Source organism: Marinomonas sp. ABL3_031 (assembly GCF_056161265.1).
In genome coordinates, this window is the sequence record NZ_JBSWYU010000001.1 from 113,774 (window position 1) to 138,525 (window position 24,752).

At 43.2% G+C, this 24,752-nt stretch carries 24 protein-coding genes and 1 pseudogene; 11 read left to right on the forward strand and 14 right to left on the reverse strand.

Going from position 1 to position 24,752, the window contains the following annotated elements; genetic code table 11:
- Positions 1-20 precede the first annotated feature (20 nt).
- The 4 genes from ACXAH2_RS00575 to ACXAH2_RS00590 all read right to left on the reverse strand — a co-directional run bounded on the left by ACXAH2_RS00575 (position 21) and on the right by ACXAH2_RS00590 (position 4,780).
- Positions 21-1,034 (reverse strand): FecCD family ABC transporter permease, encoded by a 1,014-nt coding sequence (locus ACXAH2_RS00575; RefSeq protein WP_475075805.1) that lies wholly within the window; start codon positions 1,032-1,034, stop codon positions 21-23.
- A 41-nt stretch (positions 1,035-1,075) separates the two neighbouring features.
- A complete protein-coding gene (locus ACXAH2_RS00580) occupies positions 1,076-2,056 on the reverse strand; it encodes an ABC transporter substrate-binding protein (RefSeq protein ID WP_475075807.1) in 981 nt (326 codons plus the stop codon).
- Entirely contained in the window at positions 2,053-2,904 is an 852-nt protein-coding gene (locus tag ACXAH2_RS00585; RefSeq protein WP_475075809.1) for an ABC transporter ATP-binding protein, read from the reverse strand. The genes ACXAH2_RS00580 and ACXAH2_RS00585 overlap by 4 nt, the downstream gene beginning before the upstream one ends.
- 487 nt (positions 2,905-3,391) lie before the next feature.
- Positions 3,392-4,780 (reverse strand): SH3 domain-containing protein, encoded by a 1,389-nt coding sequence (locus ACXAH2_RS00590; RefSeq protein ID WP_475075811.1) that lies wholly within the window; start codon positions 4,778-4,780, stop codon positions 3,392-3,394.
- Between the two features lie 518 nt (positions 4,781-5,298).
- Here ACXAH2_RS00590 and ACXAH2_RS00595 point away from each other — a divergent pair.
- Positions 5,299-6,861 (forward strand): serine hydrolase, encoded by a 1,563-nt coding sequence (locus ACXAH2_RS00595; protein WP_475075813.1) that lies wholly within the window; start codon positions 5,299-5,301, stop codon positions 6,859-6,861.
- Positions 6,862-7,109: 248 nt separating this feature from the next.
- A pseudogene (locus ACXAH2_RS00600) lies at positions 7,110-7,433 on the forward strand (transposase); the annotation flags it as partial.
- 123 nt (positions 7,434-7,556) lie between these two features.
- Here the strand turns inward: ACXAH2_RS00600 and ACXAH2_RS00605 are convergent.
- The 3 genes from ACXAH2_RS00605 to ACXAH2_RS00615 all read right to left on the reverse strand — a co-directional run bounded on the left by ACXAH2_RS00605 (position 7,557) and on the right by ACXAH2_RS00615 (position 12,376).
- Positions 7,557-9,176 (reverse strand): methyl-accepting chemotaxis protein, encoded by a 1,620-nt coding sequence (locus ACXAH2_RS00605; RefSeq protein ID WP_475075815.1) that lies wholly within the window; start codon positions 9,174-9,176, stop codon positions 7,557-7,559.
- A gap of 640 nt (positions 9,177-9,816) precedes the next feature.
- Positions 9,817-11,451, reverse strand: coding sequence for a methyl-accepting chemotaxis protein (locus ACXAH2_RS00610; RefSeq protein WP_475075817.1), 1,635 nt, complete (start codon positions 11,449-11,451; stop codon positions 9,817-9,819).
- A 313-nt stretch (positions 11,452-11,764) separates the two neighbouring features.
- Positions 11,765-12,376: a glutathione S-transferase family protein gene (locus ACXAH2_RS00615; protein ID WP_475075819.1), complete on the reverse strand. Its 612-nt coding sequence runs from the start codon at positions 12,374-12,376 to the stop codon at positions 11,765-11,767.
- Positions 12,377-12,496: 120 nt separating this feature from the next.
- On the opposite strand from ACXAH2_RS00615, the gene ACXAH2_RS00620 reads away from it, so the two are divergent.
- Positions 12,497-13,339: a LysR family transcriptional regulator gene (locus ACXAH2_RS00620; RefSeq protein WP_475075820.1), complete on the forward strand. Its 843-nt coding sequence runs from the start codon at positions 12,497-12,499 to the stop codon at positions 13,337-13,339.
- Between the two features lie 137 nt (positions 13,340-13,476).
- Entirely contained in the window at positions 13,477-13,599 is a 123-nt protein-coding gene (locus ACXAH2_RS00625) for a hypothetical protein (RefSeq protein ID WP_475075822.1), read from the forward strand.
- A gap of 62 nt (positions 13,600-13,661) precedes the next feature.
- Here ACXAH2_RS00625 and ACXAH2_RS00630 read toward each other — a convergent pair whose 3' ends face one another.
- Positions 13,662-13,943: a putative quinol monooxygenase gene (locus ACXAH2_RS00630; RefSeq protein ID WP_475075824.1), complete on the reverse strand. Its 282-nt coding sequence runs from the start codon at positions 13,941-13,943 to the stop codon at positions 13,662-13,664.
- A gap of 105 nt (positions 13,944-14,048) precedes the next feature.
- Here ACXAH2_RS00630 and ACXAH2_RS00635 point away from each other — a divergent pair, with 105 nt between their 5' ends.
- Together ACXAH2_RS00635 and ACXAH2_RS00640 are read left to right on the forward strand one after the other, a co-directional pair.
- Complete coding sequence (locus ACXAH2_RS00635; protein WP_475075825.1) at positions 14,049-14,483, forward strand: MarR family winged helix-turn-helix transcriptional regulator; 435 nt, start codon at positions 14,049-14,051, stop codon at positions 14,481-14,483.
- A 130-nt stretch (positions 14,484-14,613) separates the two neighbouring features.
- Entirely contained in the window at positions 14,614-15,036 is a 423-nt protein-coding gene (locus ACXAH2_RS00640) for an organic hydroperoxide resistance protein (RefSeq protein WP_475075826.1), read from the forward strand.
- A 68-nt stretch (positions 15,037-15,104) separates the two neighbouring features.
- Here the strand turns inward: ACXAH2_RS00640 and ACXAH2_RS00645 are convergent, their stop codons facing one another.
- Complete coding sequence (locus ACXAH2_RS00645; protein WP_475075828.1) at positions 15,105-15,962, reverse strand: helix-turn-helix transcriptional regulator; 858 nt, start codon at positions 15,960-15,962, stop codon at positions 15,105-15,107.
- A 210-nt stretch (positions 15,963-16,172) separates the two neighbouring features.
- On the opposite strand from ACXAH2_RS00645, the gene ACXAH2_RS00650 reads away from it, so the two are divergent.
- Positions 16,173-17,186 carry an alpha/beta hydrolase family protein gene (locus ACXAH2_RS00650; protein ID WP_475075830.1) on the forward strand — a complete coding sequence of 338 codons (1,014 nt, stop codon included), beginning with the start codon at positions 16,173-16,175 and terminating at the stop codon, positions 17,184-17,186.
- Between the two features lie 17 nt (positions 17,187-17,203).
- Here the strand turns inward: ACXAH2_RS00650 and ACXAH2_RS00655 are convergent, their stop codons facing one another.
- Entirely contained in the window at positions 17,204-18,283 is a 1,080-nt protein-coding gene (locus ACXAH2_RS00655; protein ID WP_475075832.1) for a helix-turn-helix domain-containing protein, read from the reverse strand.
- Between the two features lie 191 nt (positions 18,284-18,474).
- Here ACXAH2_RS00655 and ACXAH2_RS00660 point away from each other — a divergent pair, with 191 nt between their 5' ends.
- Together ACXAH2_RS00660 and ACXAH2_RS00665 are read left to right on the forward strand one after the other, a co-directional pair.
- Positions 18,475-18,840, forward strand: coding sequence for a DUF805 domain-containing protein (locus tag ACXAH2_RS00660; RefSeq protein ID WP_475075834.1), 366 nt, complete (start codon positions 18,475-18,477; stop codon positions 18,838-18,840).
- A 10-nt stretch (positions 18,841-18,850) separates the two neighbouring features.
- Entirely contained in the window at positions 18,851-19,399 is a 549-nt protein-coding gene (locus ACXAH2_RS00665; protein ID WP_475075835.1) for a hypothetical protein, read from the forward strand.
- 77 nt (positions 19,400-19,476) lie between these two features.
- On the opposite strand, the gene ACXAH2_RS00670 is transcribed toward ACXAH2_RS00665, so the two are convergent.
- The 4 genes from ACXAH2_RS00670 to ACXAH2_RS00685 are packed head-to-tail and all read right to left on the reverse strand — an operon-like array spanning position 19,477 to position 22,305.
- Positions 19,477-20,205, reverse strand: a complete 729-nt coding sequence (locus tag ACXAH2_RS00670) for an amino acid ABC transporter ATP-binding protein (RefSeq protein WP_475075836.1) — start codon at positions 20,203-20,205, stop codon at positions 19,477-19,479.
- Positions 20,192-20,842, reverse strand: coding sequence for an amino acid ABC transporter permease (locus ACXAH2_RS00675; RefSeq protein WP_475075837.1), 651 nt, complete (start codon positions 20,840-20,842; stop codon positions 20,192-20,194). Before ACXAH2_RS00675 ends, ACXAH2_RS00670 begins: the two co-directional genes overlap by 14 nt.
- Entirely contained in the window at positions 20,839-21,501 is a 663-nt protein-coding gene (locus ACXAH2_RS00680; RefSeq protein WP_475075838.1) for an amino acid ABC transporter permease, read from the reverse strand. Before ACXAH2_RS00680 ends, ACXAH2_RS00675 begins: the two co-directional genes overlap by 4 nt.
- A gap of 9 nt (positions 21,502-21,510) precedes the next feature.
- The gene (locus ACXAH2_RS00685; RefSeq protein WP_475075840.1) at positions 21,511-22,305 is read right to left on the reverse strand and encodes a transporter substrate-binding domain-containing protein; all 795 of its coding nucleotides are present in this window, start codon (positions 22,303-22,305) and stop codon (positions 21,511-21,513) included.
- A 325-nt stretch (positions 22,306-22,630) separates the two neighbouring features.
- Between ACXAH2_RS00685 and ACXAH2_RS00690 the strand changes: the two genes are divergently transcribed.
- On the forward strand, positions 22,631-23,449 hold the full coding sequence (locus ACXAH2_RS00690; protein ID WP_475075842.1) for a MurR/RpiR family transcriptional regulator: 819 nt from the start codon (positions 22,631-22,633) through the stop codon (positions 23,447-23,449).
- Between the two features lie 103 nt (positions 23,450-23,552).
- On the forward strand, positions 23,553-24,752 hold the full coding sequence (locus tag ACXAH2_RS00695) for an amidase (protein ID WP_475075843.1): 1,200 nt from the start codon (positions 23,553-23,555) through the stop codon (positions 24,750-24,752).

The window sequence follows — 24,752 nt, forward strand, 5'->3', positions numbered from 1 at the left end:
ACTTTCTCTAGGCAAAGACACTATAAGTTGATATGGCGTTTTTGACGCATCAAAATCACAAAAGCAATGCCTCCGACTAAACCTGTTAAAGCGCCTATGGGGATGTCTTCTGGTGGGATGATTGAGCGTGCCGTGGTATCGGCTAGCACTAAAAAAATAGCCCCAACCAAGGCACATAAAGGTAGTAATTTACGATAATCCCCCCCTACAATTAAGCGCACAATATGTGGCACCATTAAGCCAACAAACCCTATCACACCGGCAAAAGCAACAGCGGCTCCTGTTAGTAAGGCGCAGATGATAATAACAGTAAGACGGAAGCGTTGGACTGGTATACCAAGAGTGCTGGCGCTTTCGTCTCCTAACATCATGGCATTTAAGTAGCGAGCGTTATGAATGAGGTAGGCACAGCCTAGTATTAGCGCTGCGAGTGGGAACCAGAGTTGTTGCCACTGAGCTAATCCAAGCCCCCCTAGCATCCAGAAAATAGCAGTATGAGCCGCTCTGTGATCACCTAAAAAAATCAACATGTTGCCCAAAGCGGATAACACAAAAGCGACTGCGACCCCAGATAAAATTAATCTTCCCGCACTGTATGAGGAAGAAAAATTTGCCACACTTAATACCAGAAGTATCCCTAACAAAGCGCCCATAAAAGCAAAAATAGGGACTGTCAGGACGCCTAGAATCATGCCTGTGTGCAGCAAGGCCACAATGGCGCCTAAGGCGGCACCAGAAGACACGCCAAGCAAATGTGGGTCGGCAAGTGGGTTGCGCGTAACAGACTGCAGAGCTGCGCCTACCACGGCAAGAGCGGCACCTACTATGGCTGCCAATAGAGTTCTTGGTAAACGTATCGCCCAAATAATGTTTTCTTTTCCTTTTGACCAATTGGGCGAGATGTCAGCAAGGGACATTTTATAAGCCAGTATTTGCCAGACAGTTGTCTTTGAAATGCTGGCTGAGCCCATACTAACTGCTAAGCCAATAAAAGCGACTAAGAAGATGACCAGAATGCAAATTATCCATGGCATAGACAATGGAAATCTGATTTTGTACGACGAAGTCTCTAAGTTCATTGGGCTGCTCTAAAGGCTTTAGCGAGATGTTTTATCGCTGAGATATTACGTGGACCCGGTGTGGCTTCAACATATTCTAATACCACAAAGTGGTTATTTTTGACGGCAGGAATGTCTTTAAAAGCTGGATTGCTGCGCATAAAGTTAATTTTTTGCTGAGCAGTGACTTTGCCATAATTCACAATGATGACAATTTCTGGCGCACGATCAATGACGGCTTCCCAACCAACTTGAGTCCAGCTTTTGCCAACATCGTCTAGTATATTGATGCCTCCAGCGGCTTCAATTAATGCTGTCGGCATACCAAAACGTCCCGCAGTAAAAGGTTGCTCTTCCCCTGAATCATATACGAACGCTTTGATGGGTTTCTTTAGAACAGGGAGTGTATTTTGAAAATCTTGTAGCTCTTTTTGGTATTCAGCGACAAGTTGTCTTGCTTTATTTTCAACATCAAAAATGCGTCCTAAGTTTAATAAATCTACATACATATCCTTCATGGAGACTTTGTCTTTTTCCATGATATGAATGCAGCTTTCGGTGAGTTCATATACCTTAATACCCAATGGCGCTAAAGTGTCAGGTGTAACGCCACCGCCGACTCGCATGCCATAGTTCCAACCCGCAAAGTAAAAATCGGCATCGGCACTGAGTAAGACTTCCTTGGTGGGATATTTTGCTGATAATTCGGGTAATTCACCAATACCATCGCGCAAGTCTGGAGACAGAGTTTTCCATCCAGATACACCGGTGAAGCCTACCATATGGTCTTGCAGGCCCAAAGCAAGCATCATCTCAGTGAGATTAACATCGTTTGAAACCGCAGCGGTGGGCACACGCTCAAAAGTGACTTGTCGATCACAGCTTTGTACGGTTACTGGATAGTCATGTGAGTGAGCAGATGCGTTGAATGTGCTAGCAGTAAGTGTTACCGCAAGCACAGATTGATAACTAAAGTATTTTACAGCGTTAACTTTCATGATTGTTCCTTATCCGTTTTGAGATGAAATGAATAGCTCGGTCGAGGTATGTTTGGTTGGTTATAGACATTGCTTTCAACATTAAAAACATTGCGGATTTGTTCTTCAGTCAGGGCTTCGAATGGAGGTGCGCAATCGACAATCCGCCCAGATTCCATGATGACGACTCGGTCAGCATAGGTGGCCGCTAGAGGGATATCATGTAAGGAAACAATGACAGTGCAGGGCAACTGGGTAAGCAATTCCAGTACTTCAAGTTGATGACGAATATCGAGGTGGTTAGTGGGTTCATCTAAAATTAATACATCAGGTTGTTGGGCGAGGGCGCGAGCAATCATAACTCGTTGCTTCTCGCCGCCTGATAATGAGTCAAAATGGCGATGTTTTAGCGATAAAACCTGCATGGATGAGAGCGCTTTTTCGACGATATGAATATCATGAGACGAACGTTGCCAATTGAGAGACTTGGGAGTTAAGCCAATTTCTACCATTTCAAAGACTTGTAAGCCTAAGGTCGATCCTGATTCTTGTAAGACAGTAGCAATGCGTTGGGCGCATTGTTTGGCGGATAATGACCAGATGTTTTTACCATCCAGCAAAACCTCACCTTGATCGGGTTGATTCATACGGTACAAACAGCGTAATAAGCTGGTTTTGCCAGAGCCATTTGGCCCCACCAGAGTTAACAACTCGCCTGCTTTTACTTCAAGGTTGATAGCAGATAAAAAAGCCGATTGGGATTTAGGATGTGTCCAACATACATTAGTAAGTTGCATACTTGCAGGACGACATGATTGAAACAAATCCAGTATAGATAAGCTCATGGACGTTAAATGATTTAAAGGCATCTTAGTGGACATTAAGATAATTAGCTCAATAAAAAATGTTATGTTATAACAAAAACAATTGAAAATGGAAAATTATTCAAGATCGAGTCAATGTTTTGAGTGGTGTGCTCAATTTGTTGTGGTCAGCACTATAGGGAGGTGAAACGCATTGAACAAGCTGGAAATCTTTCAGCAAAAGTTGCAGGAAATTGATACTAAGCCAACTGACGTGAGGATATGGTGCGTCAGTTGTCTTGTTGCTAAGCAGAAGTTTAGACAGTAAAGCGCTTAACGAGATTAGACGCATCGTTGGAGTGGTTTAATTAGTGACAGAATCGCTAATACGTTTGGATACGTCTAGAACTTGTTGCGACACATTTGAAAACGCAAATAAGTTTTCATTGATCTCATTGGCTAAGAAGCGCTGTTTTAAACGGTATGGCGAGCGGTACCTTAGAACGATAGCACCGCACACCAGTAATTTTTATCGTATTGCCTTTCGTATGGATTATCTAATACGTTTTATATTGTAGATACTCTCAAGGTAGCTTTTGGTTTCAGACAATTGAAGGGGTAGGATAGGGGTAACGGAAACACCATTAAGTGTGCCACGATAAAAGTCGCCCTTTGTATCGAAATAAGCCAATCCTTTCACATCATGAATGAAGTAGGGTTCCCCCTTTTCTTCCCCTATATACATAAGTACATGGCCGGAAATATAGATTAAATCTCCAACTTGCAACTTGGACAGTGCTTGTAACTTCTCATCTGTGGTGGAGTTTTCATCGAAACGAAAGTTGATACCGTATTCCGATTCACCTTGCGCACCAGAGTTCCTTGGCATCATGATTCCGAAGCTTTGATAAATTTCACCGATAAAGCCGGTACAATCTCGACCATTATAGTCATGTCCCCAACCGTAACGCTCGCCTAAAAATTTAAAGGCTTGTGTAATAATATTTGCAGGTGTGAAAGGTAAATAGCCTAGGTGAACGTCATTACTTCGGGCAATCATGGCTTTAACGATATGCAGAACTCCCGTGTCATCGCGGGTAGGCAAATAAACCACATGTGAATAGAAGGGATTCTGGCCATATAACTGATTGGGGATATTGGCATCGGGTACGATGGGAAGACGTACACCCATATCTAATTGTAATTGAGAAATATCAGGTAATTCAGGCACATAATTGGTAAATATTTTACTGCCAGTAACTAACAGAAAATGTTCGTTATTTACATAGTCTGCCACTTGTTGTTTTTCCCCAATGGCGACCTTATCCGACTTAATCCACGCGAGATAGTTGTATGCTTGGACCAAGAACCATTTTTTATCTTTGCTGGTTAACAAGACAGCCACGGCAGCACCGGTGAAAATTGCACTCTCTTGAAAGCGATCCAGATCGGTATCCATCCCCTGATTAAAGACCCTATCCTCTGTGGGAAACGTCCTGAGAGACGCACGTTTTACCACAAGCCCATAACGCACGGTATTTTTGTCTGAGATTTGAGCTGTATCGACATTGCTGAGATAAGCGTCATAATCTTTTTCGGTGAGTCGTTGGCCGTTGGCATAAAATCTTGGGCTTGAAGGTATATCGCGTATCGATTGCGTCATTGTTAACAATGACTGCTTGCTCAGGGTTTCAGGAACCGAAAGAGGGTTAGTTAAGTGCTGAGATGTTTCGAACAATGCACGATTATAATGACTAATTTCACTTTGGCTTAACAGGGGGGTATGAGCGTTATTGAGTTTTTGTGTCCAATACTCAGGAGCGAGTTGCATTGCATCGACCCAGGGTACATCTGATGACCAAGCCGGTTGAACGGCAAACGTGACGCAGCAAAAAAATAAACTTGCGGCGGTGATTCTTATTCTAAGAAGATTTCTTTTCATTGAATGTTTAAACTCCATTTATTCATGGGAAGAATAGATTTCTTTGTCTTCCGATGTATTGTTACTTGGCGCTATCAAGTCAATGGTATTACCCGACGATAGCCTTTGAGGTTTCAGCCTTGTGCCTGAGAACACAGGTGATCTGTTTGAAACACTAAAATGTGTGTTGGCAGACACAGTAGTGCTTGCGATAGCCGATAGCATTACTGTTTTAATATAAGCATGTCCTTGAGTCCTTTTTCTCCCTGTTTCATATGGTTGAGCAACCTATTGCTGGAATCTCAATAGGGTATTCGAAGTGAGAATCAATTAGAAAGCGAGTCGCCTCTCAATTCAAGGAATTAATAATTACAAATATGTAATTATTAATTACCTGCACAATTAGAATACTCTATGATAGTTTTAGGTTATCACTACGCTAATATATATGTTCAAGCCCTATGTTTAACTTTGCACCATATAGAAAAACTATCACAACGCTTTGTTTGCCTTTTTTATTCTTGCCTATGTTCTGGTCAGTGGGATCAGATGCTGCCACAAAAGACAATAAATTGGATGGGAAGCAGCTAGAGAATGCGGTAAATAGAGCGTTAGCAGAGTTTAATACCCCAGGTATGGCGGTAGGTGTTATACAACAGGGTAAAATAGCGCATCTTACAGGCTTTGGTGAGCGTAACCGCGAGACTCATTCACCTGTCGATGAAAACACCTATTTCAGGTTAGCGTCTACTAGTAAAGCATTTACGGCAGCGAGTTTGGCTATTTTGGTTGATGAAGGCAAGCTGAATTGGGACGACAAGGTTATCGATCACTTACCGGAGTTTAGAATGATGGATCCTTGGGTTACCGCTGAATTTACCATCCGCGATTTGTTAAGTCACCGCAGTGGTCTTGTCGGAGGGGCGGGAGACAGTATGATTTGGCCTGAGCCGTCGGGGTTCTCTCGAAACGAAATGATTCATAATTTACGTTACCTCACACCTGAGTACAGCTTCAGAAGTACCTATGCGTATAACAATGTCTTTTATATTACGGCGGGGGAGATAGTGGCTAAAGTCGCGAATACCCGTTGGGAGGATTTTGTTGATAAACGCATTTTTGCGCCATTAGACATGGCTTGCTTTGCGGGCGATATGCCTCAGTCGACGTTGAGCAATGTGGCAATGGCCTATGGACATAACGAGGAAGTGGGCATTTATCCTATTCCTCGCAACGACATTAAAGGCGACGGTCTGATCTCTGCCGCGGCGGGCGGTATCGTGTGTAATGCCAGTAGCATGCTTAAGTGGTTGAATTTTATATTGACGCTTAATGCCACACAACCTGACCAAGTGCCTATTTTGATAGCGGACGTTAAAAGCACGCCGGTTTTCTCGGCTGAGCGTTTAGTCGACATGTTGTCACCCAATACGATATTGGAAATATCAAAAAATGATAAACAACTCGATAATACGCAATATCACAGTTATGCCATGGGGTGGCGGCTGAGAAATATTCTGGGTTATGAAGCGGTTTACCATACGGGCACATTGTCGGGGTATCAGGCTTATGTAACCTTGCTACCGGAACTTGAGCTAGGGGTAGTACTGCTAAACAATGGATCGAATTCAGGGGCGCGATCGTCGGTTATGCAAACAATATTAAAGGCTTATATTCCGGATGCTGAAACGCAAGATTGGGTAACCTATTATCGCAATGAGCAAACGGAAGCGCTGCAGAAATATGTAAGTAATAAAACTGATCCTGTTGGCTCGGGGGAAGTGTTGCTGCCTATTTCAGCGTATGTAGGACAATATGCCGACAGATGGTTCGGCACAATGAAAATCTCGCAGTCTGGCAACGAATTGCGTATTGAGTCAACGAAAATGGTCACGCTAACCGGTACGCTTGAGCCTTTTGATGCCAATAGTTTTGTTATTCGTTGGGACAATCAGGATGCTGCTCGTGACGCGTTTATTCATTTCGATGTAGACCCTCGGCGTCAAGTTGCAGCATTCGTGCTGCGCCCCTTTTCGGTTAATGTCGATAATAATCATGAATATAGAGATATGTATTTTACAAAAGTGACGGAAGCACAATAAAAACTGGGCATCTCAAAGCCAGCATTGGAGTCAATTTCTCATACTTGTTGCTGGCATTCAGGCCCTAGCTCGTGGCCCATGAATATCCTACAACTTATTGAAATACAATGTGTTTTATAATTTTGGCATTTGCTATCTCACGATTGTTCGCTATTTAACGCTAAAAAGCTGCAGAATGAGAGAATTTTATGAAGCCTCGTCCGACAAAATAGGAACCACAGAAGAGTTTATTCCTATTCCAGTCACAGCTGGTCGATATTATTAACCCCAATCATGCGTTGGTTCGATTAGCGAAGGTGTTCGATTGGGATCGGTTGGATACTGAGCTTGGGATGCATTTTGCGAGGGTTGGTGCCGCTGCACTGCCTACTCGGTTGATGGCGGGGCTATTGTATCTGCAACATCTGCATAACCTGTCAGACGAGATGGTGCTGGAGCAATGGTTGGAATCCATATACTACCAGCATTTCTGTGGGGAAACCTGCTTTCAGTATGATTACCCTTGTCATCCTATCAGTCTAGTGAAGTGGCTTAATTTTGCCCGGATTCAGAATGGTTTTTGTCGTTGGGTGAGGTTATACGGGCTTTGCTGACTCGACAGTACGAAAATGGAATGGCGCTTTAGATTTAAAACGCCATTATTCTGGGACGACTGAGTATCCTGTATGGAGTTCACATCAGTCTTTAGTCGATTTTTATAGGGTAAAGCGCTTCACGCGACTAGACAGCTCGTTGGAATTGGACAAGGTCTCATTGACCGAGTGACTGATACGTCGCGATACTTCCATAACGTCTTTCGACATATCGGATAAGGCTGACAGGTTTTCATTAATTTCATCAGTAACTTTGCTTTGTTGCTCGGTCGCACTGGCGGTCTGAGTGGTAAAGTCATAGATTCGATCGGCAGATTGTTTGACCGTATCGATAGCGGTCATGGTTTGGTGAGATAAACTGGCGCTCGACCCTGCCATTTCAACACTTTCACCTATTACTTTGACGGCATTACTCACCCCCGATTGTAAGTCGCTGATCATGCCTTGAATGTCTTCTGTAGAGGCCTGAGTTTTACTGGCCAATTCACGAACCTCATCGGCTACGACAGCAAAGCCACGTCCTTGTTCTCCTGCTCTGGCGGCTTCAATAGCCGCGTTTAAAGCCAAAAGATTGGTTTGTTCTGAAATGCCTAATATCACATCCAGTACAGAAGCAATGCGATCGGAACGTGTTGACAGTTGATCGATTACAGAGGCTGCGTCTTTGATTTGCTCTGCTAACAAATCTAATTGCTGAATGGCTTGAGTGAGCTGTGAAACACCATGGTCAGCGGAGCGGTTTAATTCTTGTACTTCGGTGACAGTTTGGCTAGCATTTTGTGCCACATCACGAGTGGCCCCCCCCATTTCTTCCACTGCCGTGACGACAAAGTCCAGAGACTGATGTTGACGTTCACTGAGAGCGGCTGATTCGGTTGCCGATTGACCAAGATGAGCCATTTCTTCACGAATGTGCTCACAACCATAGCGAACTTCTCCTATAAGATTGCCAAGTTTGTCGACAAACATATCCAGTTCACGACTCAGCTCACCTGTCTCATCTTTTTTTTTGCTGTTAATACGTCGGGTCAGGTCGCCATCCCCCGCGCTGATTTCATGGACTCCAAAGGTGACTCGTTTGATGGCTCGGGAAATGTTGCGCGGAGCAAACCAAGCTAAACTGATGCTTAGGAAGAGAACAAAGATGGCAAGAATCGCGACAAAAAGTTTAAAATTTTCAACATAGGCGTGAATTTCTTGTTGTTCGACCGCCGAGATAGTGGAAATTAAGCCTTCGGATTCATCATAAAGGTTACGTAATTGAGTGAAGCTTTGTTGATTTTCCCCCGTTAATTTTACGATGGCTGTATCATGCTGATACTGCTTAGTGAGCAGTATGATGAACTCAACTTGTTCAAACCATTGTTGATATAGAGACTCGAAATTTGACAAGAGTTCGTTGACTGCAACAATATCTTTGGTCATGGATTGAAAGTTTTTCATCCTCTCGTAGGCTTGCTGAGCATTTTCCATGACAGCATTTTCTTCTTCAGTGACATCTACATTATGTTTTGCAAAAACCATGGAAGCCAAGGCTAATCTGGATTGATATAGGTCTCGGTCAGCGTTTTGCACGAGAGAAGCACCACTGGCGTATTTGCCCATATTGCTTTGTAGGTAATTCACCAGTCCTTCTGCTGCAATGACGACCACTAAAAAGGTGATAGCCAAGCCTCCAAAAGCACAAGTATAACGTCCACGAATTGTCTGGAATAGCATCATTGAAGAATCCTTTGGTATAAAACTTTGATAAATCAAAAGTGATTAACTTCCCTGCTATACAACTGTCTTCACATCTCAGGGCGAGATGATTAAAAACATTAGCGGATTTTATAAAGGTGGTTGGTGTTTTCTTAATCTGCAAGAAAAAAGATTGTAACTTTTTTTTAACATGAATTTTTATAAAGTGAGTTGATTGCAAAAATTAAAATTAACTCATTGTTTTATCTGTTTTAAATTTAATAATAAATGAATTAAAAAGTTTTTATTTTATAAAAAAATATTTTTTTCACTATCATGAAAATCGGTTTTTTTTGCTCTTATGTTGCGTATAAGTCGATGTATGCGCTGGTATTGTGTAAACCGATGACGGTTTTTTCAGCAAAAAAATCATTGGAAAACAGGAGAATATCCGCAGACTTGATTGATCAATTGGGTGAGGTATATATATTTTCAGTTAAGCAAGGTAGCAATAAGTCCGCTGACTAGGGCTATGTGCTCTTGCGTTGCTCTAATGACCTACGTCCATGTAGGTTTCCTTCGTTTTGTTAGAGAAATGGCTTCTCTGTGTTAAGGGTAATGTTCAGAAGACTGATTCGCACCTTCGTAAACACTGATGTGGGTAATCTAGATGTAGTTGATATCAGTCTTTAGTCGCTACGGTAAAGTGTTTGACGCGATTAGACAGTTCGTTAGATTCGTTTAAGGTCTTAGTGATGGCATTACTAATGCGTTTGGATATGTCTAGAACTTGTTGCGACATATTAGAAAGCGCAAATAAGTTTTCATTGATCTCATGGGTAACTTTATTTTGTTGCTCCGTCGCGTTGGCGGTTTGCGCAGTAAAATCGTAAATCTGATTAGCGGCTAGAGTGACTGTATGTATCTCTTCCATTGATTTTTCAGTCAAATCAACACTCGAATTTGCCATTTCAACACTTTTACTTATGGTTTGTACTGCATTTTGTACACCGGATTGTAAGTCATTAATCATGACATGGATGTCTTCGGTTGATGCTTGAGTTTTGCTGGCCAGAGCACGAACTTCTTCCGCTACGACCGCAAAGCCTCGACCTTGCTCTCCTGCTCTAGCGGCTTCAATAGCAGCATTTAAGGCCAGTAAATTGGTTTGTTCTGAAACTCCCATAATCACATCTAGTACTGAGGTAATTCGCTCAGAATGAGTCGATACCTGATTGATAATGGAAGCCGCTTCTTGGATTTGTTCTTTTAGTAACTGCAATTGTTCAATGGAGTGTGTGAGTTGTTCTGAACCTTGCTTTGCGTTCTGATTCAAATTTTGTACTTCATGTACTGTTTGCGCAGCATTTTGTGCCACTTCTTTGGTTGCTCCTTCCATTTCTTCTACAGCGGTAAGTATAAAGTGGAGCGCTTGGTTTTGATCTTCACTTAATTGAGCCGATTCGGTAGCGGAGCAATCAAGTTCTGTCATCTCTTCTCTAATGTCTTCACATCCAGAGCGAATGTCACTGATTAGAACGGCAAATATGTCGAAAAATTTATCTACTTCTCGACTCAGTTCACCTGTTTCATCCTTTTTAGGGCAATTAATTCGACGAGTTAAATCTCCATCCCCTGTGCTGATTCCATGGACACCTGAAGTGACAAGTTTAATGGCGTGAGAAATATTACGTGGAGCGATCCAGGCAATTAAAACACTGAGTAAGAGTACAATGCTGGCGAAAATTAAGGTGACTAACTGAAAGGTCTTGGTAAAGTCATGAATATCTTGTTGTTCTTTTGAAGAGTATTTATGAATAAGTTCGTCAGACTGGTCGTATAGGGTTCTTAGTTTAATAAAGTCAGTGTCATATTGACCGGACAGTTTCGCGATTGCTAGATCTAACTTATTTTGCTCAACCAGATTAATGATATTCAAGCTTTGTTGATGCCAATTTGTATATTGGCTCTCATAGTTTTTAAGTAAGGTATTAATTTCCTGAATATCTGAGGTGATGCGTTGAAACGCTTTCATTCGGTCATACGCTTGTTGCGCATTTTCTAAAACCGCCGATTTAAGCTCGGTCGGTGATTTGTTCTCGGACAATAAAACAAAAGAAATTAATGAGACACGGGATTGATATAAATCACGATCTGCATTTTCTATTAATGCGATACCGGGTCCATATTTTCCTAAGTTATTTTGTAGATAATTAATCAGTAATTCATTACTTATTATGGAGATGAGAAACGCAATGGTTAACGCGCTAAAGGTAAAGGTATATCGCCCTCGAATAGTCCTAACTAATGACATCATGTAATTCCTTTGTGATTTTTTGTAATTCGCGGGCATTTTATAAATTGCCTTACTTTCATACCAATATTGAATGTGCAATTAAAGTGAAATGAATGAGATATAAGTTTTAGCTGAATATAAAGGCGTATTAGATATACAAAATCTGAATATAAAGAGTCATGAGATATACAGAGATGTTTTTAAGGTGAGAAAATGTGAAGTAAATGATATTCATAAAGAATGAATAAATAATGCTCTCACCTAAGCAAGTAAAAAAGGGGAGAGCAATAAAGCCAGCAGGATGAGTGGCGCACTTATTATCTGAATTGGCGGTTTATCTTTTTGTAATAGGAATAAACCATTCTTGCTTCTGAATCCTTTCTATCCAGCGTTGAACATTTGGGTATTGTGCAAGCTGGTAAGCGCTACCTTCTTCGGCAACATGGCTATAAGCAAACAAACAAATATCCGCCAAGGTGAGTTGATCACCCACCAAGAATGCCTGTTTTGCCAATGTTTCGTCCATTAATTTTAGTGCGGCATTACCTTGTTCAATACGTTCCGGCAAGATGCTTTCTTTCAACTTTGTCATGGCGTTATGGGTTAGCCAAAAACGTACTGAAGCAATATTGGGTTCATGGCTATATTGCTCCCAAAATAGCCATTTATGGACTTCCGCTTTCCGCAATGGGTCTGATGGCAGAAGCTCACTGTGGTGTGTTTCTGCGAGATACAGAAGGATGGCATTACTCTCACTCAAACAATGACCATCATCCAACTCTAAACAAGGGATTTTGCCATTTGGGTTGAGTGCTAAAAATGCTTCAGTACGAGTTTCACCTTTCGTGATGTCGTATTCTTTTAATTGGTAACTGAGCCCCAAATTAGCGCAGGTTAGGCGAATTTTATAACCGTTTCCAGATGGTAAAAAATCGTGCAATATCATAGTAATATTCCCATAAAGCGAAAGGATAAGGTGGGTTTATGATGGCTTGAGCTGAAATGAAAGAAAAGCGAATTTAATTGATGGCACAGTTAAGTCATTTTGATGTGTTAGGGGCAAATAGTGGATACGGAATTACTCAAAACCTTAGTGGCGATTGTTGACCATGGCAGTTTTCAACGTGCAGCAATGCAAACCTTTCGAACGCCTTCTGCCATCAGTATGCAAATGAAGCGCTTGGAAGAGCAAGCTGGCTCCCCTTTGTTTGTTAAACAGGGGCGTGAACAGGTGCTGACGGAAGATGGACAACGTTTAGTGCATTATGCTCGGCGTATTTTGCAGCTGCAGGAACAAGCGTTATTGTCACTCAAAGGTCCGCAACAAGGTGTATTGATCAACCTTGGCTGCCCAAATGATTATGTCTCAAACTTATTACCTTTGATTATGGCGACCATGGAAGACATGGTGCCGAAATTGAGGTTTCGTATTCGTACTGGTACGTCCATTGAACTACGAGAAATGATGGACAAGGGTGAAGTGGATCTGGCGTTGGTGACGCGAACCCCTGGTAGCGATGAAGGCTTATCCTTATATCAAGATGCGGGTGTATGGGTGGCGAAGAAGGGGTTTGATTGGCAAAACCATCTGTCACCATTGCGTTTGGCCATGTATGAACCCGGTTGTAAATTTCACTCAAGTGCCATAGATGGCCTGCAAAAGAAGGGCATCGACTATCATCTGTATTGTGTCACTTCTAATCTGGCGCTAATCGAAAGCTTATTGGTCGCCGAAAAAGCCATTTCTGCGATAGCGAGTGTTAGTGTAAGCGATCAGTTAGACATCATTGAAAGCGACGTATTACCCCATTTACCTGCCATTGAAATTGCGTTCAGTCGATCCGCTTCGGCGCCAGAGTGGCTTACCATGAAATGGATTGAAGAAGTCATCGCGAAGATACAATCCTAGCAAAAATGAGGGGAGAGTGATGAGTTTTAAAGTGGGTATCTATTTGTATGAATGGGCTGAGGTATTAGACTTTTCGGGGCCATTTCAGGTGTTCACCACCGCATCCACAGCTTGAGGTAATCGAAGGCGTGCGTTGGGTGCAGCAGGATAAACAATTAACCTCAGCGGGGATTTCCGCAGGCATCGACATGAGTTTGCAAATGGTTAGCCTGCTACACAGCGAAAGTTTCTACACAGCGAAAGTTTCTACACAGCGATAGTTTGGCCGAAAAAACGGCTCGGCAGATGGAGTTTGATTGGATAAAAAATCCTACCTAATCCATTACTCGCTGTGTGAAACACTGTAAAAACGTTCCACATTACGAGTAATTTCTCCCCAATGTGACTCTTTTACTCTGGCCTGATGAAGGTCAAATGCGGCTTGATCAACGAATTCTTCGTACACCTCATAGCGTAGCGGGTTGTGTAAGTTGGCGGTGACTTTAAAAGTGAGACAACCTGCTTCCTCACGAGTGAGCTTGATGTGTTCTTCTAGGGCTTGTTGTACGTCGGTTAAATCTTGCTGCGGTACTAAGATGTGCCCTGATAATGTAATTTTTGTCATTTTGATACCTATTTATTCTTACTCTTCATTCTAATGCGTCGACATGAAAGTTTCGTTAAACTTAAGATTATTATTGCAATAACTGACGACAAAAATTGAGTATCAATGAAATCAGATAACCCATTACTGCTGGATAATCAGCTGTGCTTCGCTTTGTATTCTACGTCTCTGGCGATGACTCAGTTCTATAAAGAACCTTTGGCCAAGATAGGATTAACCTATCCACAATACACCATAATGCTGATTTTGTGGGAGCAAGACGGTGTGAGCTTGAAACACATTGGGCAAGCATTGGGGCAAAAATCGGGGGCACTAACACCTGTCATAAAACGTATGGAAGCGGATGGCTTGGTAAAACGATTACGTGGTGTGGAAGATGATCGCAGCTTGAGCATTGCACTAACGGATAAAGGCCGTGCCCTACGTGAACAAGGTTTGGAAGTGAATCGATGTGTTGCTGAGGCCTGCGGCATTGAAATGCATGAAGTGATTGCCTTGCGAGAGCAGTTAAATCGATTAAAAGCAAAATTGATGAAATAAAGGTTGTGCAATTATAGTTATCGCGATAACATAATTTCATTGGCTCAATTTAGTGAGCTTTTATTTTAACCTTATAGTTATCGCGATAATTATTATTGAGGTAGCTTTTGAACTATTAAGGAGTTCTTTTATGCAAGCATTATACAAAGCAACAGCAACGACTACTGGTGGCCGTGATGGTCGTTCTATTTCTTCTGACAACCGTCTTGATGTGGCCTTGAGTACCCCAAAAGAACTGGGTGGTGCAGGTGGTGAAGGTACTAACCCTGAGCAATTATTTGCTGCCGGTTATTCCGCTTGTTTCATTGGAGCATTGAAATTGGTCGCTGCTCAGCAAAAGGTGAAATTACCAGCCGACCTAACGGTGACAGCAACGATTGGTATTGGTCCAAATACCAAAGGCGAAGGTTTTAGCATCAGTGTGGATATGGAAGTTAACCTTCCAGGCATTGAAAAAGCGGTTGCTGAGCTATTAGTGGAAACGGCTCATAAGGTATGTCCTTACTCTAACGCAACACGCGGGAATATTGATGTGAACTTTGACATCAAATAAGACTTCGAGGTCTTTAATGTTCCTCCCAAAATCCCCTAAGAACTGAGTATCTTAGGGGATTTTAGCGATCACCTTTGATTTAAAATGGCCTTTAAATCGTCATTGGAAGTAGGAACTAAAGATACTTTGAGCTGGAAAGGTTTAAACATCTTGTTGATGATTTCCGTTGTATAGTTGCCTTTGTCGTTTTCCACTTCCGATAGGGTCTTTCGTGAGACTCCGGTGAGTTCCGTATAGGCTTCTTGTCTTAACCCTAAGACTTTTACCCGTAATTCTTTCAATGCTGTCCCTTGACTGATTTCCCCCATAAGCAAGCGTTTCACCACATCTTGCGTGGCAATGTCTTGTTCTTGCTCGGTGAGTGCAGTCAAATTTTTGGAAGCCCGTTGACGATTAGCATTGTCCGCCAAAGCTTGAATGTCTTCGACGGATGGTTTGCGTCTGGTGGAACGGGTACGTCGACGTGGGCTTTGAGCTGGTTTTGGCTCGACCGTTAATGCTGGTGCTGGTGAAATACTATCTTCGTCTGGCTCAGGTTGAGATTCTGTCTTTTGTTGAGTCATGCTTTCGTTATCAGCAATGGCAACTGGTTGAGCTATCACTGCTGTATCCACTGACGTTTCAACAGAAGAACTTGTTGTCACTGTGTTTTCAATTTCTGAAGGTATCTCAGTCGTGTCGGTTACTTCTGCTTTGAGCGACTTGCTAGTGAGGGCTTTGTTTTTATCGTCTTTTTTGTCTGCTTTTGCGGATTTTTTATTTTTCTTCGTTGCTATAGGAGCCTCTTTTTTAAGAGCCTTTTTGTCTTTTTCTGCTTTCTTGGCCTTCAGCTTAGCTTGTTTCTTTTTCTTTACCTCGGCTTTTTTGTCTTTGGCCTTTGGCTTCTTCATCGGCTGAGGGCTATCGAGTTGATCTTTCATTTTCATACTGGCTGCACTCCATTCAGATGGTTTGATTGCTTTGTAACCAAGGCTAAAAGAATAAGATGACAAATAAGTAACAATACAAAGTATATACTATGAAAAATTTTGTGCTGCATATGTCCTCGATCCTGATTTAGGACGTTAAATAAAGGGTTTTGCATCATATTGCTCCTACTCATAAAGAGTTTGATGGTTTTTTTAAGAGGGCATGTGATGAAAACGATAATCTGTGTATTGGCAATTTTAATGTCGAGTCTGACCATTGCTAATGGTTCATTATCCGTTGGGTTTGATCAGCAAATCTTATTTGCAGACAGTGATCGACCATTGAAGACCAGTTTGTGGTATCCAACTTCCGAGTCCTTTCCCAAAGAGTTGATTGCGGATAATGGGGCGTTTATTGGAACTAGAGTGGTGCGTATTGGTCAGCTTGCAAGTGGAGTCTATCCTTTGGTGGTCATATCACATGGCTATCGAGGAAACTGGCGAAATCAGAACTGGTTGGCCATGAAGTTGGTGCAAGCGGGTTATATTGTTGCGGCGGTAGACCATCCGGGCACGACATCTTTTAATATTGATCCTAATTTGGCTAAACAATGGTGGGCGAGACCTGGTGATATTTCACGTTTGTTGGATTGGTTATTAGAACGGTCTGATTTAAAGCGTCATATTGATGCCCAACGTATTTCAGCGATTGGGCATTCATTGGGCGGTTGGACTGTGATGGCATTAGCGGGAGCTAAAGTAGATATCGAACAACTTGCTGATGCTTGCCGGCTAACGCCAGACTCTCGTGTTTGTGGTTTGCGTGGCGAGTTTGGCATCTTAGAAGCTTCAGAGTCGACTCATGATGACCTGCAAGACTCTCTCATTAAAAAAGTTGTGTCGTTGGATTTGGGATTAGCAAAAAGCTTTTCTGTACAAAGCTTATCCGAGCTAACAAGGCCAACGCTTATTTTGGCCGCGGGTATCGACATAGGGGATTTACCCCAGCAACAAGAATCGGGCTTTCTCGCTGAGCATTTGCCGCCACAAACGACCCAGTATAAGGTGTATTCAAACGCCTCGCACTTTAGTTTTATGCAGTTGTGTAAACCCGGCGCGGTAGAATTACTGGAAGAGGAAGTGCCTGGTGACGGTATTATTTGTTTAAATGGGCCAGATACGTCACGAGAGGCGTTACACGATACAATTTTCCAAGACATATTGACCTTCCTGTCTTCTTGATCCTTGCTTTTACTTGATCAGTTTAGGCTTGCCTCATCATTCAGTGAACGTGAGCGTCGAAAGGCGCTCGGTGTTTGTTGAGTCACCCGAGCAAATTCCCGATTAAAGTTGGATTTGGTTTGAAAGCCAGAATCTAGGTAGATCTGTGTGATGTTTTTATCGCTTTCCAGTAATAATTGCTTGGCCCGTTTAATACGATATTCATTGACCACCTGCGAGACATTGCGGCCATGAATTTGATTGACCGCCATGGAAATCTGACGCGTAGGAATCACCATCTTTCTTGCCAGCCTATCCAATGTTAAATCAGGGTCCAGAAAGCTGTGCTGAGTGTTAAATAAATCATCAAGTTGATTCACTATCTTTTTTGCCTCTGCTGAGGTCAAACTCAACGCGGTTTTTTCTTTCTCATTAGATTTATCTGTTTCCGTGTTGGGTGCTGACTTGGCATCCTGTTCATTTGTATTAGGCACCATGCTGTGACTGAATGAAATTACGCTACAGGCCAAAATAGGCAGCAAGGTAGCGTGACCAATGGAGAGAATCAGAATCGCGTGTTGTCCCTGAAACAAGGCGAAATCCAGAGCCAAGGCGGCATCGATACAGGCCGACATGAGCAACATGATACCGGCCGCACGCTCTGCTCCTATGGCTTTACTCATATCGGAAAAGCGCACTTGTTGCGGGAGGTCATTTGATGTCAACGACCTTCTCAATAAGGCAATGCCATAGACACAATACAAGAAGGTTAGAAACGGGTCGATCGGTACGTGCCAGGCGGGATAACCAAATGACGCTAAGGTGATGAGTAGTGGTGGTATCAGGTGCAGCCATTTGGCAAAACGAAATCGATTATGTCCAAAATGACGAAAACAGAACCAGGCTGTCATGGGAATGCAAGCAGCTAAAATAGGTTGCAGTAGACGGAAAACGGGCCAGTCAAATGTCCAACGTAAGCCAACAATTGTCGTGGTAAAGGCACACAAGCTAACAAAAATAAAAGCGGACGCTGTGGTGTCTTCCCGTCGAATAAACAGCAAGATAGCAAGTATGGTCAGCAAGAGTGCAACCACGAAGGGCAGTGGAATGGCGATCATCTTATGTTCCCTAATGATGTTTGATGCTAGTCATTATGGCCTAAAACCCGATTCAGTACGTCCTAAATCCTGATCTAGGACGCTTAACTTCCTCTATAGCCTTACCTTATTCACTACATCAGCAAGCCCAAACATGCAGTTCACCAAAGGTGTTGTTGATGATTCTATTTTGTTGGTTAAGGAGAAGAAAAATGCTGTCTTATTATATCGATGCTTGGATCAAATATGGTGACTTTTCTGGCAAAGCGTCTCGTCCGGCGTTTTGGTTGTTTGTCTTAGTGAATCTCATAATTTCTGCTGCGATTAGTGTGTTGGAATGGGCTTGGGCAAGCGCTTGGCAGTTGGAAGTGCTTTATGGTTTAGCGGTATTTCTGCCCATGCTGGCGATAACCGTTAGAAGGCTAAGAGATACGCAACGTTCGGTTTGGTGGTTGGCGGTGATCATGATACCTGCATTCGGCATGCTCATATTGTGGATACTTTTGGCCATGCCTAGCAAACCTGACTTAGGTGCGCCTAAGCAAGATGATTTTCCACAAAACTTGCCTGCTCAGTAAGGAGATTAGTATGTTTCATGTTAATAACCGCCCCCACTTATCCACTAGAATATTGCTTCCTGTTGTTACCTTGATGGGACTCACTGCTTGCCAAACAGAGGGTGACACCACATTGGTAGAAAAAACACATCAAAACCCTCAGTTACAGGCAGTGATTCATATTTCATCCCCTAAAATGGGGAGCTTGTTGAACTTGCGAGGTATAGCGGGAAAGGGAGAGTTAATTGCGAGAAACGCTTCTCAAGCATGTGTTGCCATGCCGGTTCGATTTGCCGCTGGGGATTTTGGCGGTAATACTGTTTCCATTGAGCAAGGGCAAGATTTAGCACTGCAGATTTACGACCCAGAACTGGTTGCCGAACTGTTGGCGGGCAATAAAATTACCAGTGAAGATTATCACCTGACAGCAACCGATCCTTACAGCGTACAATCTGGAACAAGTGTAGAGGCGGGCATGAGCAAAGATGTTGGCTTTGTCATCAACCCAGGGAAATGGTCTTGGACAGCTTTGTTTGGCACTAATAAGCGATCAGTGTCTTGTGAAAATTTATGGCTTTAAATCCTTTGATACTGGGATCTGGGAGAAATCGCTGCAATTTGTTATGGCAAATTGACAAATTGCAGCCTGAGGTGATCTTACAAAACCGCTCCAATAAACTGTTTCAGTTCGTCGGTTTGAGGGTCAGATAATAGGGTTTTAGAATCGCCTTGTTCCCAGACTTTGCCTTGATGCATGAACACGACTCGGCTGCCCACATCTCGAGCAAAGTTCATTTCATGAGTGACTAAAATAAGCGTCATGCCTTCTTTTGCTAGTTGTTCTAAAACCTTGAGCACTTCGCCAACCAATTCAGGGTCAAGGGCGGAAGTGATCTCGTCACAAAGTAACACTTTGGGTGACATGGCAAGCGCCCGAGCGATGGCAACACGCTGTTGTTGACCGCCGGACAGTTTCTCTGGATAGCTGTCAAACTTTTCGGCTAACCCCACTTTTTCAAGCATCGCTTTGGCTATTGAAGCGGCTTCAGCCTTACTTTTCTTTAATACAATGGTTGGCGCTAACATGATGTTCTCACCGACTGTCATATGTGGAAAGAGGTTAAAGTTTTGAAAGATCATCCCCACACTTAACGCCAAACGGCGTACTTGGATGTCTTCGGTGGTGACTTCTTTACCATCAAGGGTAATACCGCCTTGTTGGTATTCTTCTAGGCCATTGATACAGCGTAATAAGGTGCTTTTGCCGGAACCACTTTTGCCTATGATGGACACCACTTCACCCGCTTTAATATCAAGGTCAATACCTTTAAGGACGTGATTGTCGCCATAGTATTTATGGACTTGGTGTAGATTAACGAGAGACATGGAATTTTTTCTCCAAATGCTTGCTGTACAGAGAAAGCGGATAGCAAAGCGCAAAATAGATCAGTGCCACAAGCGCAAAGACTTTAAAGGGTTCGAAGGTTGCGTTATTGAGCATGGTGCCTACCTTGGTGAGTTCAACGAAACCGATAATGGACGCCAATGCCGTGCCTTTTACGACTTGTACAGAAAAACCAACGGTCGGCGCTAAAGCCACACGAATGGCTTGGGGTAAAATAATAAAACGTAAGGTTTGTAAAAAACTCAACCCTAAACAGCGACTGGCTTCCCATTGCCCTTTGGGTAAGGTATCGATGCAACCACGCCATATCTCCACCAAAAAGGCGCTGGTGAACAGGGTTAAAGAAAGAATCGCTGCGCTCCAAGCAGAAATTTCGTACCCCAGCATAGACAAGCCGAAGAAGCACAGAAACATCTGCATCAATAGAGGCGTGCCTTGGAATAGCTCGACATACAGATGAACGCATTTTTGTACTAGGGGGTTACGCGTTAAACGTGCGGCGGTTAAGGCAAGTGCCACACTGGTGCCACCGACAAAAGCCGCCAATGACAGCAAGATGGTCCACTGGGTCGCAAACAACAAATTGCTGATGATGTCGTAATTCGAGAACTGAATCATCTCACCTCCCGATACGCAAACAAGCGTTTGCCTATTTGATTGAAAATAAAGCGCAGAACAATGGCCAGCGCCAAATACAAAAGAGCGGTGACCAAATAGCTTTCAAAGGCACGAAAGTTACGAGATTGCACTAAATTGGCTGCGTAGGTTAGATCTTCAACCGAAATTTGCGAAATTACTGCAGAACCTAGCATCACAATAATGCATTGACTGGTCAGAGCGGGGTAAATTTTCTCAAACGCGGGGGTAAAAATAACCCGAGTTAGGGTTTGTCGAAAGTTCATTCCCAAGACTTTGGCGGCTTCAATTTGGCCTTTTGGAATACTACTAAGACCGGCACGAATGATCTCTGTACTGTAAGCACCTAAATTGATCGTTAGCGCGATCATACTGGCTTGCCAGGGTGTCAATTTCAGACCAATGGCAGGCAAACCAAAGAAAATAAAGAAAAGCTGCACAATGAAAGGTGTGTTGCGAATGAGTTCAACATAGACAGCAACCAGACGCTGGCTGACGGTGTGACCGTATTGACGAATCGCCGCACAGCTAGTCCCAAGTGCAATGCCTAAAATGGTGGTGAGTAGGGTAAGTTCAACAGTGGTCAAAAGACCACTGAGGAACACGTCTGTGTATTGCAATAGGTCAGAAAAATGCAACATGTCCGAACCTTAAGCACCAAAACCTTTTGGTAGCGGCGCTTTTAGCCATTTCATGGAGATTTTATTCAATTCACCAGAAGCTAAGGCTTGTTGAATCAGTTCATTCACTTTTGCTTGCAGAGCGGTTTCACCTTCTGCCATGCCAATGTAGCAAGGTGAATCTTTTAACATGAACTTGGCTTCCGGTGCTTTACTTGGTTGACGCTTAGCGATTTCTGTTGCCACCAAGTTGCCCGTTGCGATCAAGCTAACCTGACCAGACAAATAAGCCGTTAGTGTCGTGTTATTGTCTTCGAAACGACGAATGTTGACCGACTTAGGTGCATTTTTTTCTAACTCCAAGTCTTCAACTGAACCGCGTGTAACGCCAACCGTTTTGCCCGCAAGACCTGCCATGTTATCGACCATCACCTTTTTGTCCCCAAAGACTCCTAGGAAGAAAGGCGCATAAGGCGTTGAGAAGTCGATGGCTTTTTCACGCTCAGGATTTTTGCCTAGACTGGAAATCACCAAATCCACTTTTTTCGTTTGTAGGTAAGGAATGCGGTTGGCGCTGGTGACAGGCACAATTTCCAATTTTACATCAAGTTGATCAGCAATGTAGTTTGCCATGTCTACATCGATGCCTTGTGGTTTAAGGTCGGTACCAATGGAGCCAAATGGGGGAAAGTCTTGTGGTACAGCAATACGAATGGTATTGCGTTCTTGAATATCTTGCAGAACATCTGCATTTGCGATAATAGCGCTGCTAAAACAAGCAGTTAGAAAAATAGTTTTGCTAAGTAATTTAACAATACGTTTCATGGGTTAGGGATCCTTATTAGGTTTTGTTTAGGATGATTGAATGCCTGAAACGCTATTTGCAACACTTGTGCCAAAATGAAACAAAAGTTTCTTATGGCTTATTTGATGTAACAAAAACATCATTTTTGTTTTTTCACACAATCAATAAAGTGCGATTTTATGTTCTGAGTTGAAAGGTTAATAGGTGGTTTTTGAGTCTTATTGGTGCGATTGGCCCCAAAATAGTGCGAATTATTTTAAAGCCATGTAAAGTTTGTCTTGTAGTTGGCAGTCAAACGAGAATCGATTAACTTATTGGCAATATTGATAAGATTGAGGTGTCCAAGTGACCACAAAGCAGGATGTATTGTCCCTGATAGAGAAGAATTACCCGACGTTATCGTCGTCGGCACGCGCCATTGCCAATTATCTTCAACAAAATCCATTGGCGATTGTGAGTCAAACCTCTGCGGAGATTGCGGATAATACGAATACCTCAAAAGCCACTGTTAGTCGCTTCTTTCGTCAACTGGGTTACGATTCACACCAAAGTGCGAAACAAGCGCAATTGGCTTTGCGTGAAAGTGGCGTTCCTATTTTTACGCAAGGTGCTTCGTTGGATCAGACAGAACAAGAGCTAAAAAACTTGTCTCTAACCTTTGAAGGGCTGCGCTCGGAAAGTCTCGATGAGATCAGTGAGCGTCTTGCTCGGGCCAGTCGAGTGACCTTAATTGGCTTTCGAAATGCCTATCCGCTGGCACTGCATTTTCGTCAGCAGTTACAACAAGTGCGTCGATCGGTACGCTTATTGCCTCAGCCAGGGCAAACCTTAGGAGAAGATCTGCAAGACATTCTGGAGGACGAAGTCATCGTCTTACTTGGCTTTCGTCGTCGTACTCGGCAGTTCAAACAGATTGTTGACGCTTTAGAAGGCAGAACAACCCTTTTGATTACGGATCCGACGGGGCAAATTTATAATCAGCAAGTGTCTCATGTTTTGGTGTGTCACTTGGGTAATGAGAGCCCGTTTGATAGCTATGCGGCGCCCATGAGTCTGATCTCCATGCTGTGCAATCGAGTGTATGCCAACCTTGGGGATGATGCTCGTAAACAAACCAAAGACATCGCAGCCTTGTATGAAAAGCTGGATGAATTGGAGCCGTAACCCTTTGCTATTGGCAAAGTAAAAAATCTGCGCAAGAGGCTTTCGTTTCAGTTGACAAATCTTTGGAACGATTGTTTCATAGGTTCTATTAAAGGGGAGAACTATGAAACATTTCATTGTACAAAATCCATTTCTAGAATTAGACGAAAACGCGTTTTTCTCTGAGCTAAACACAGAAGAACATAGCGCTTTGTCAGGTCTAAAGCTGGCTGTGAAAGACTTGTTTCATATGCAAGGATTGCCGACCACGGCAGGAAATCCAACTTGGTTGGCAACCCATGCTATTGCCGATAAAACCGCTTCCAGTGTGAGGCAATTATTAGCTCATGGCGCGCAATTTGTCGGCAAAACCATCACAGATGAATTAGCGTACAGTCTCAACGGACAAAATATTCATTATGGTACGCCCGAAAATCCCGTGAGTCCGAATCGCTTGCCCGGAGGGTCTACCTCGGGTTCAGCGGTTGCCGTGAGTCTCGATTTGGCCGATATAGGCTTGGGCACGGATACGGGCGGCTCCATTCGAGTGCCAGCCAGTTATCAAGGTTTGTTCGGTTTACGACCTACCCATGGCGCGATTTCAGCGGACAATATGGTCGCCTTAGCGCCTTCATTTGATACCGTTGGTTGGGTATGCAAGTCATTAAATGTTATGGCAAAAACAGCCCAAGTTTTGTTGCCGAAAAAGGTTCAAACTGTCACGGATAAATCCGCTTTCAAAGGCGTTTTAGTCGCCAATAATTTGCTGCAACAAACCGCCCACCATGATGCTTTGCAGACGTGTCTACAAACTTGGCGCGATGCGGGTAAATTAACCGCCGAACAAAATATTGAAATTGATACACAAGCTTGGCAAACCAGCGCCACCTTTCGAACCTTACAAGGAGCGGAAATTCGACAAGAACACAAGCAATGGATTGACGACGTAAAACCTGTTTTTGCTCCAGATGTGGCGGGGCGATTTGCCTGGTGTAACAGTCTTTCAGAGACAGAGATTAAACAAGCTCAACAGCAACGAGGCGCCTTTTCTGAGTGGCTGAGTAAGCAACTTCAAGACAAGGTGATGCTGATTCCGACAACCCCTGGCTTAGCGCCATTATTTTCCGCTTCTGAACAAGAACTCGCAGAGTACCGTAATCAATTAATGGATCTTACAGCTATTGCAGGGTTAGCCGGTTTGCCGCAATTGCATCTGCCAGTATGTAAACTGGATGGTGCACCCTGTGGCTTGTCCTTGGTTGGCCCTAAAGGCAGCGAGCTTGCTCTTATCGACATGGCGCACTATTTATTGGAGACAGAATAA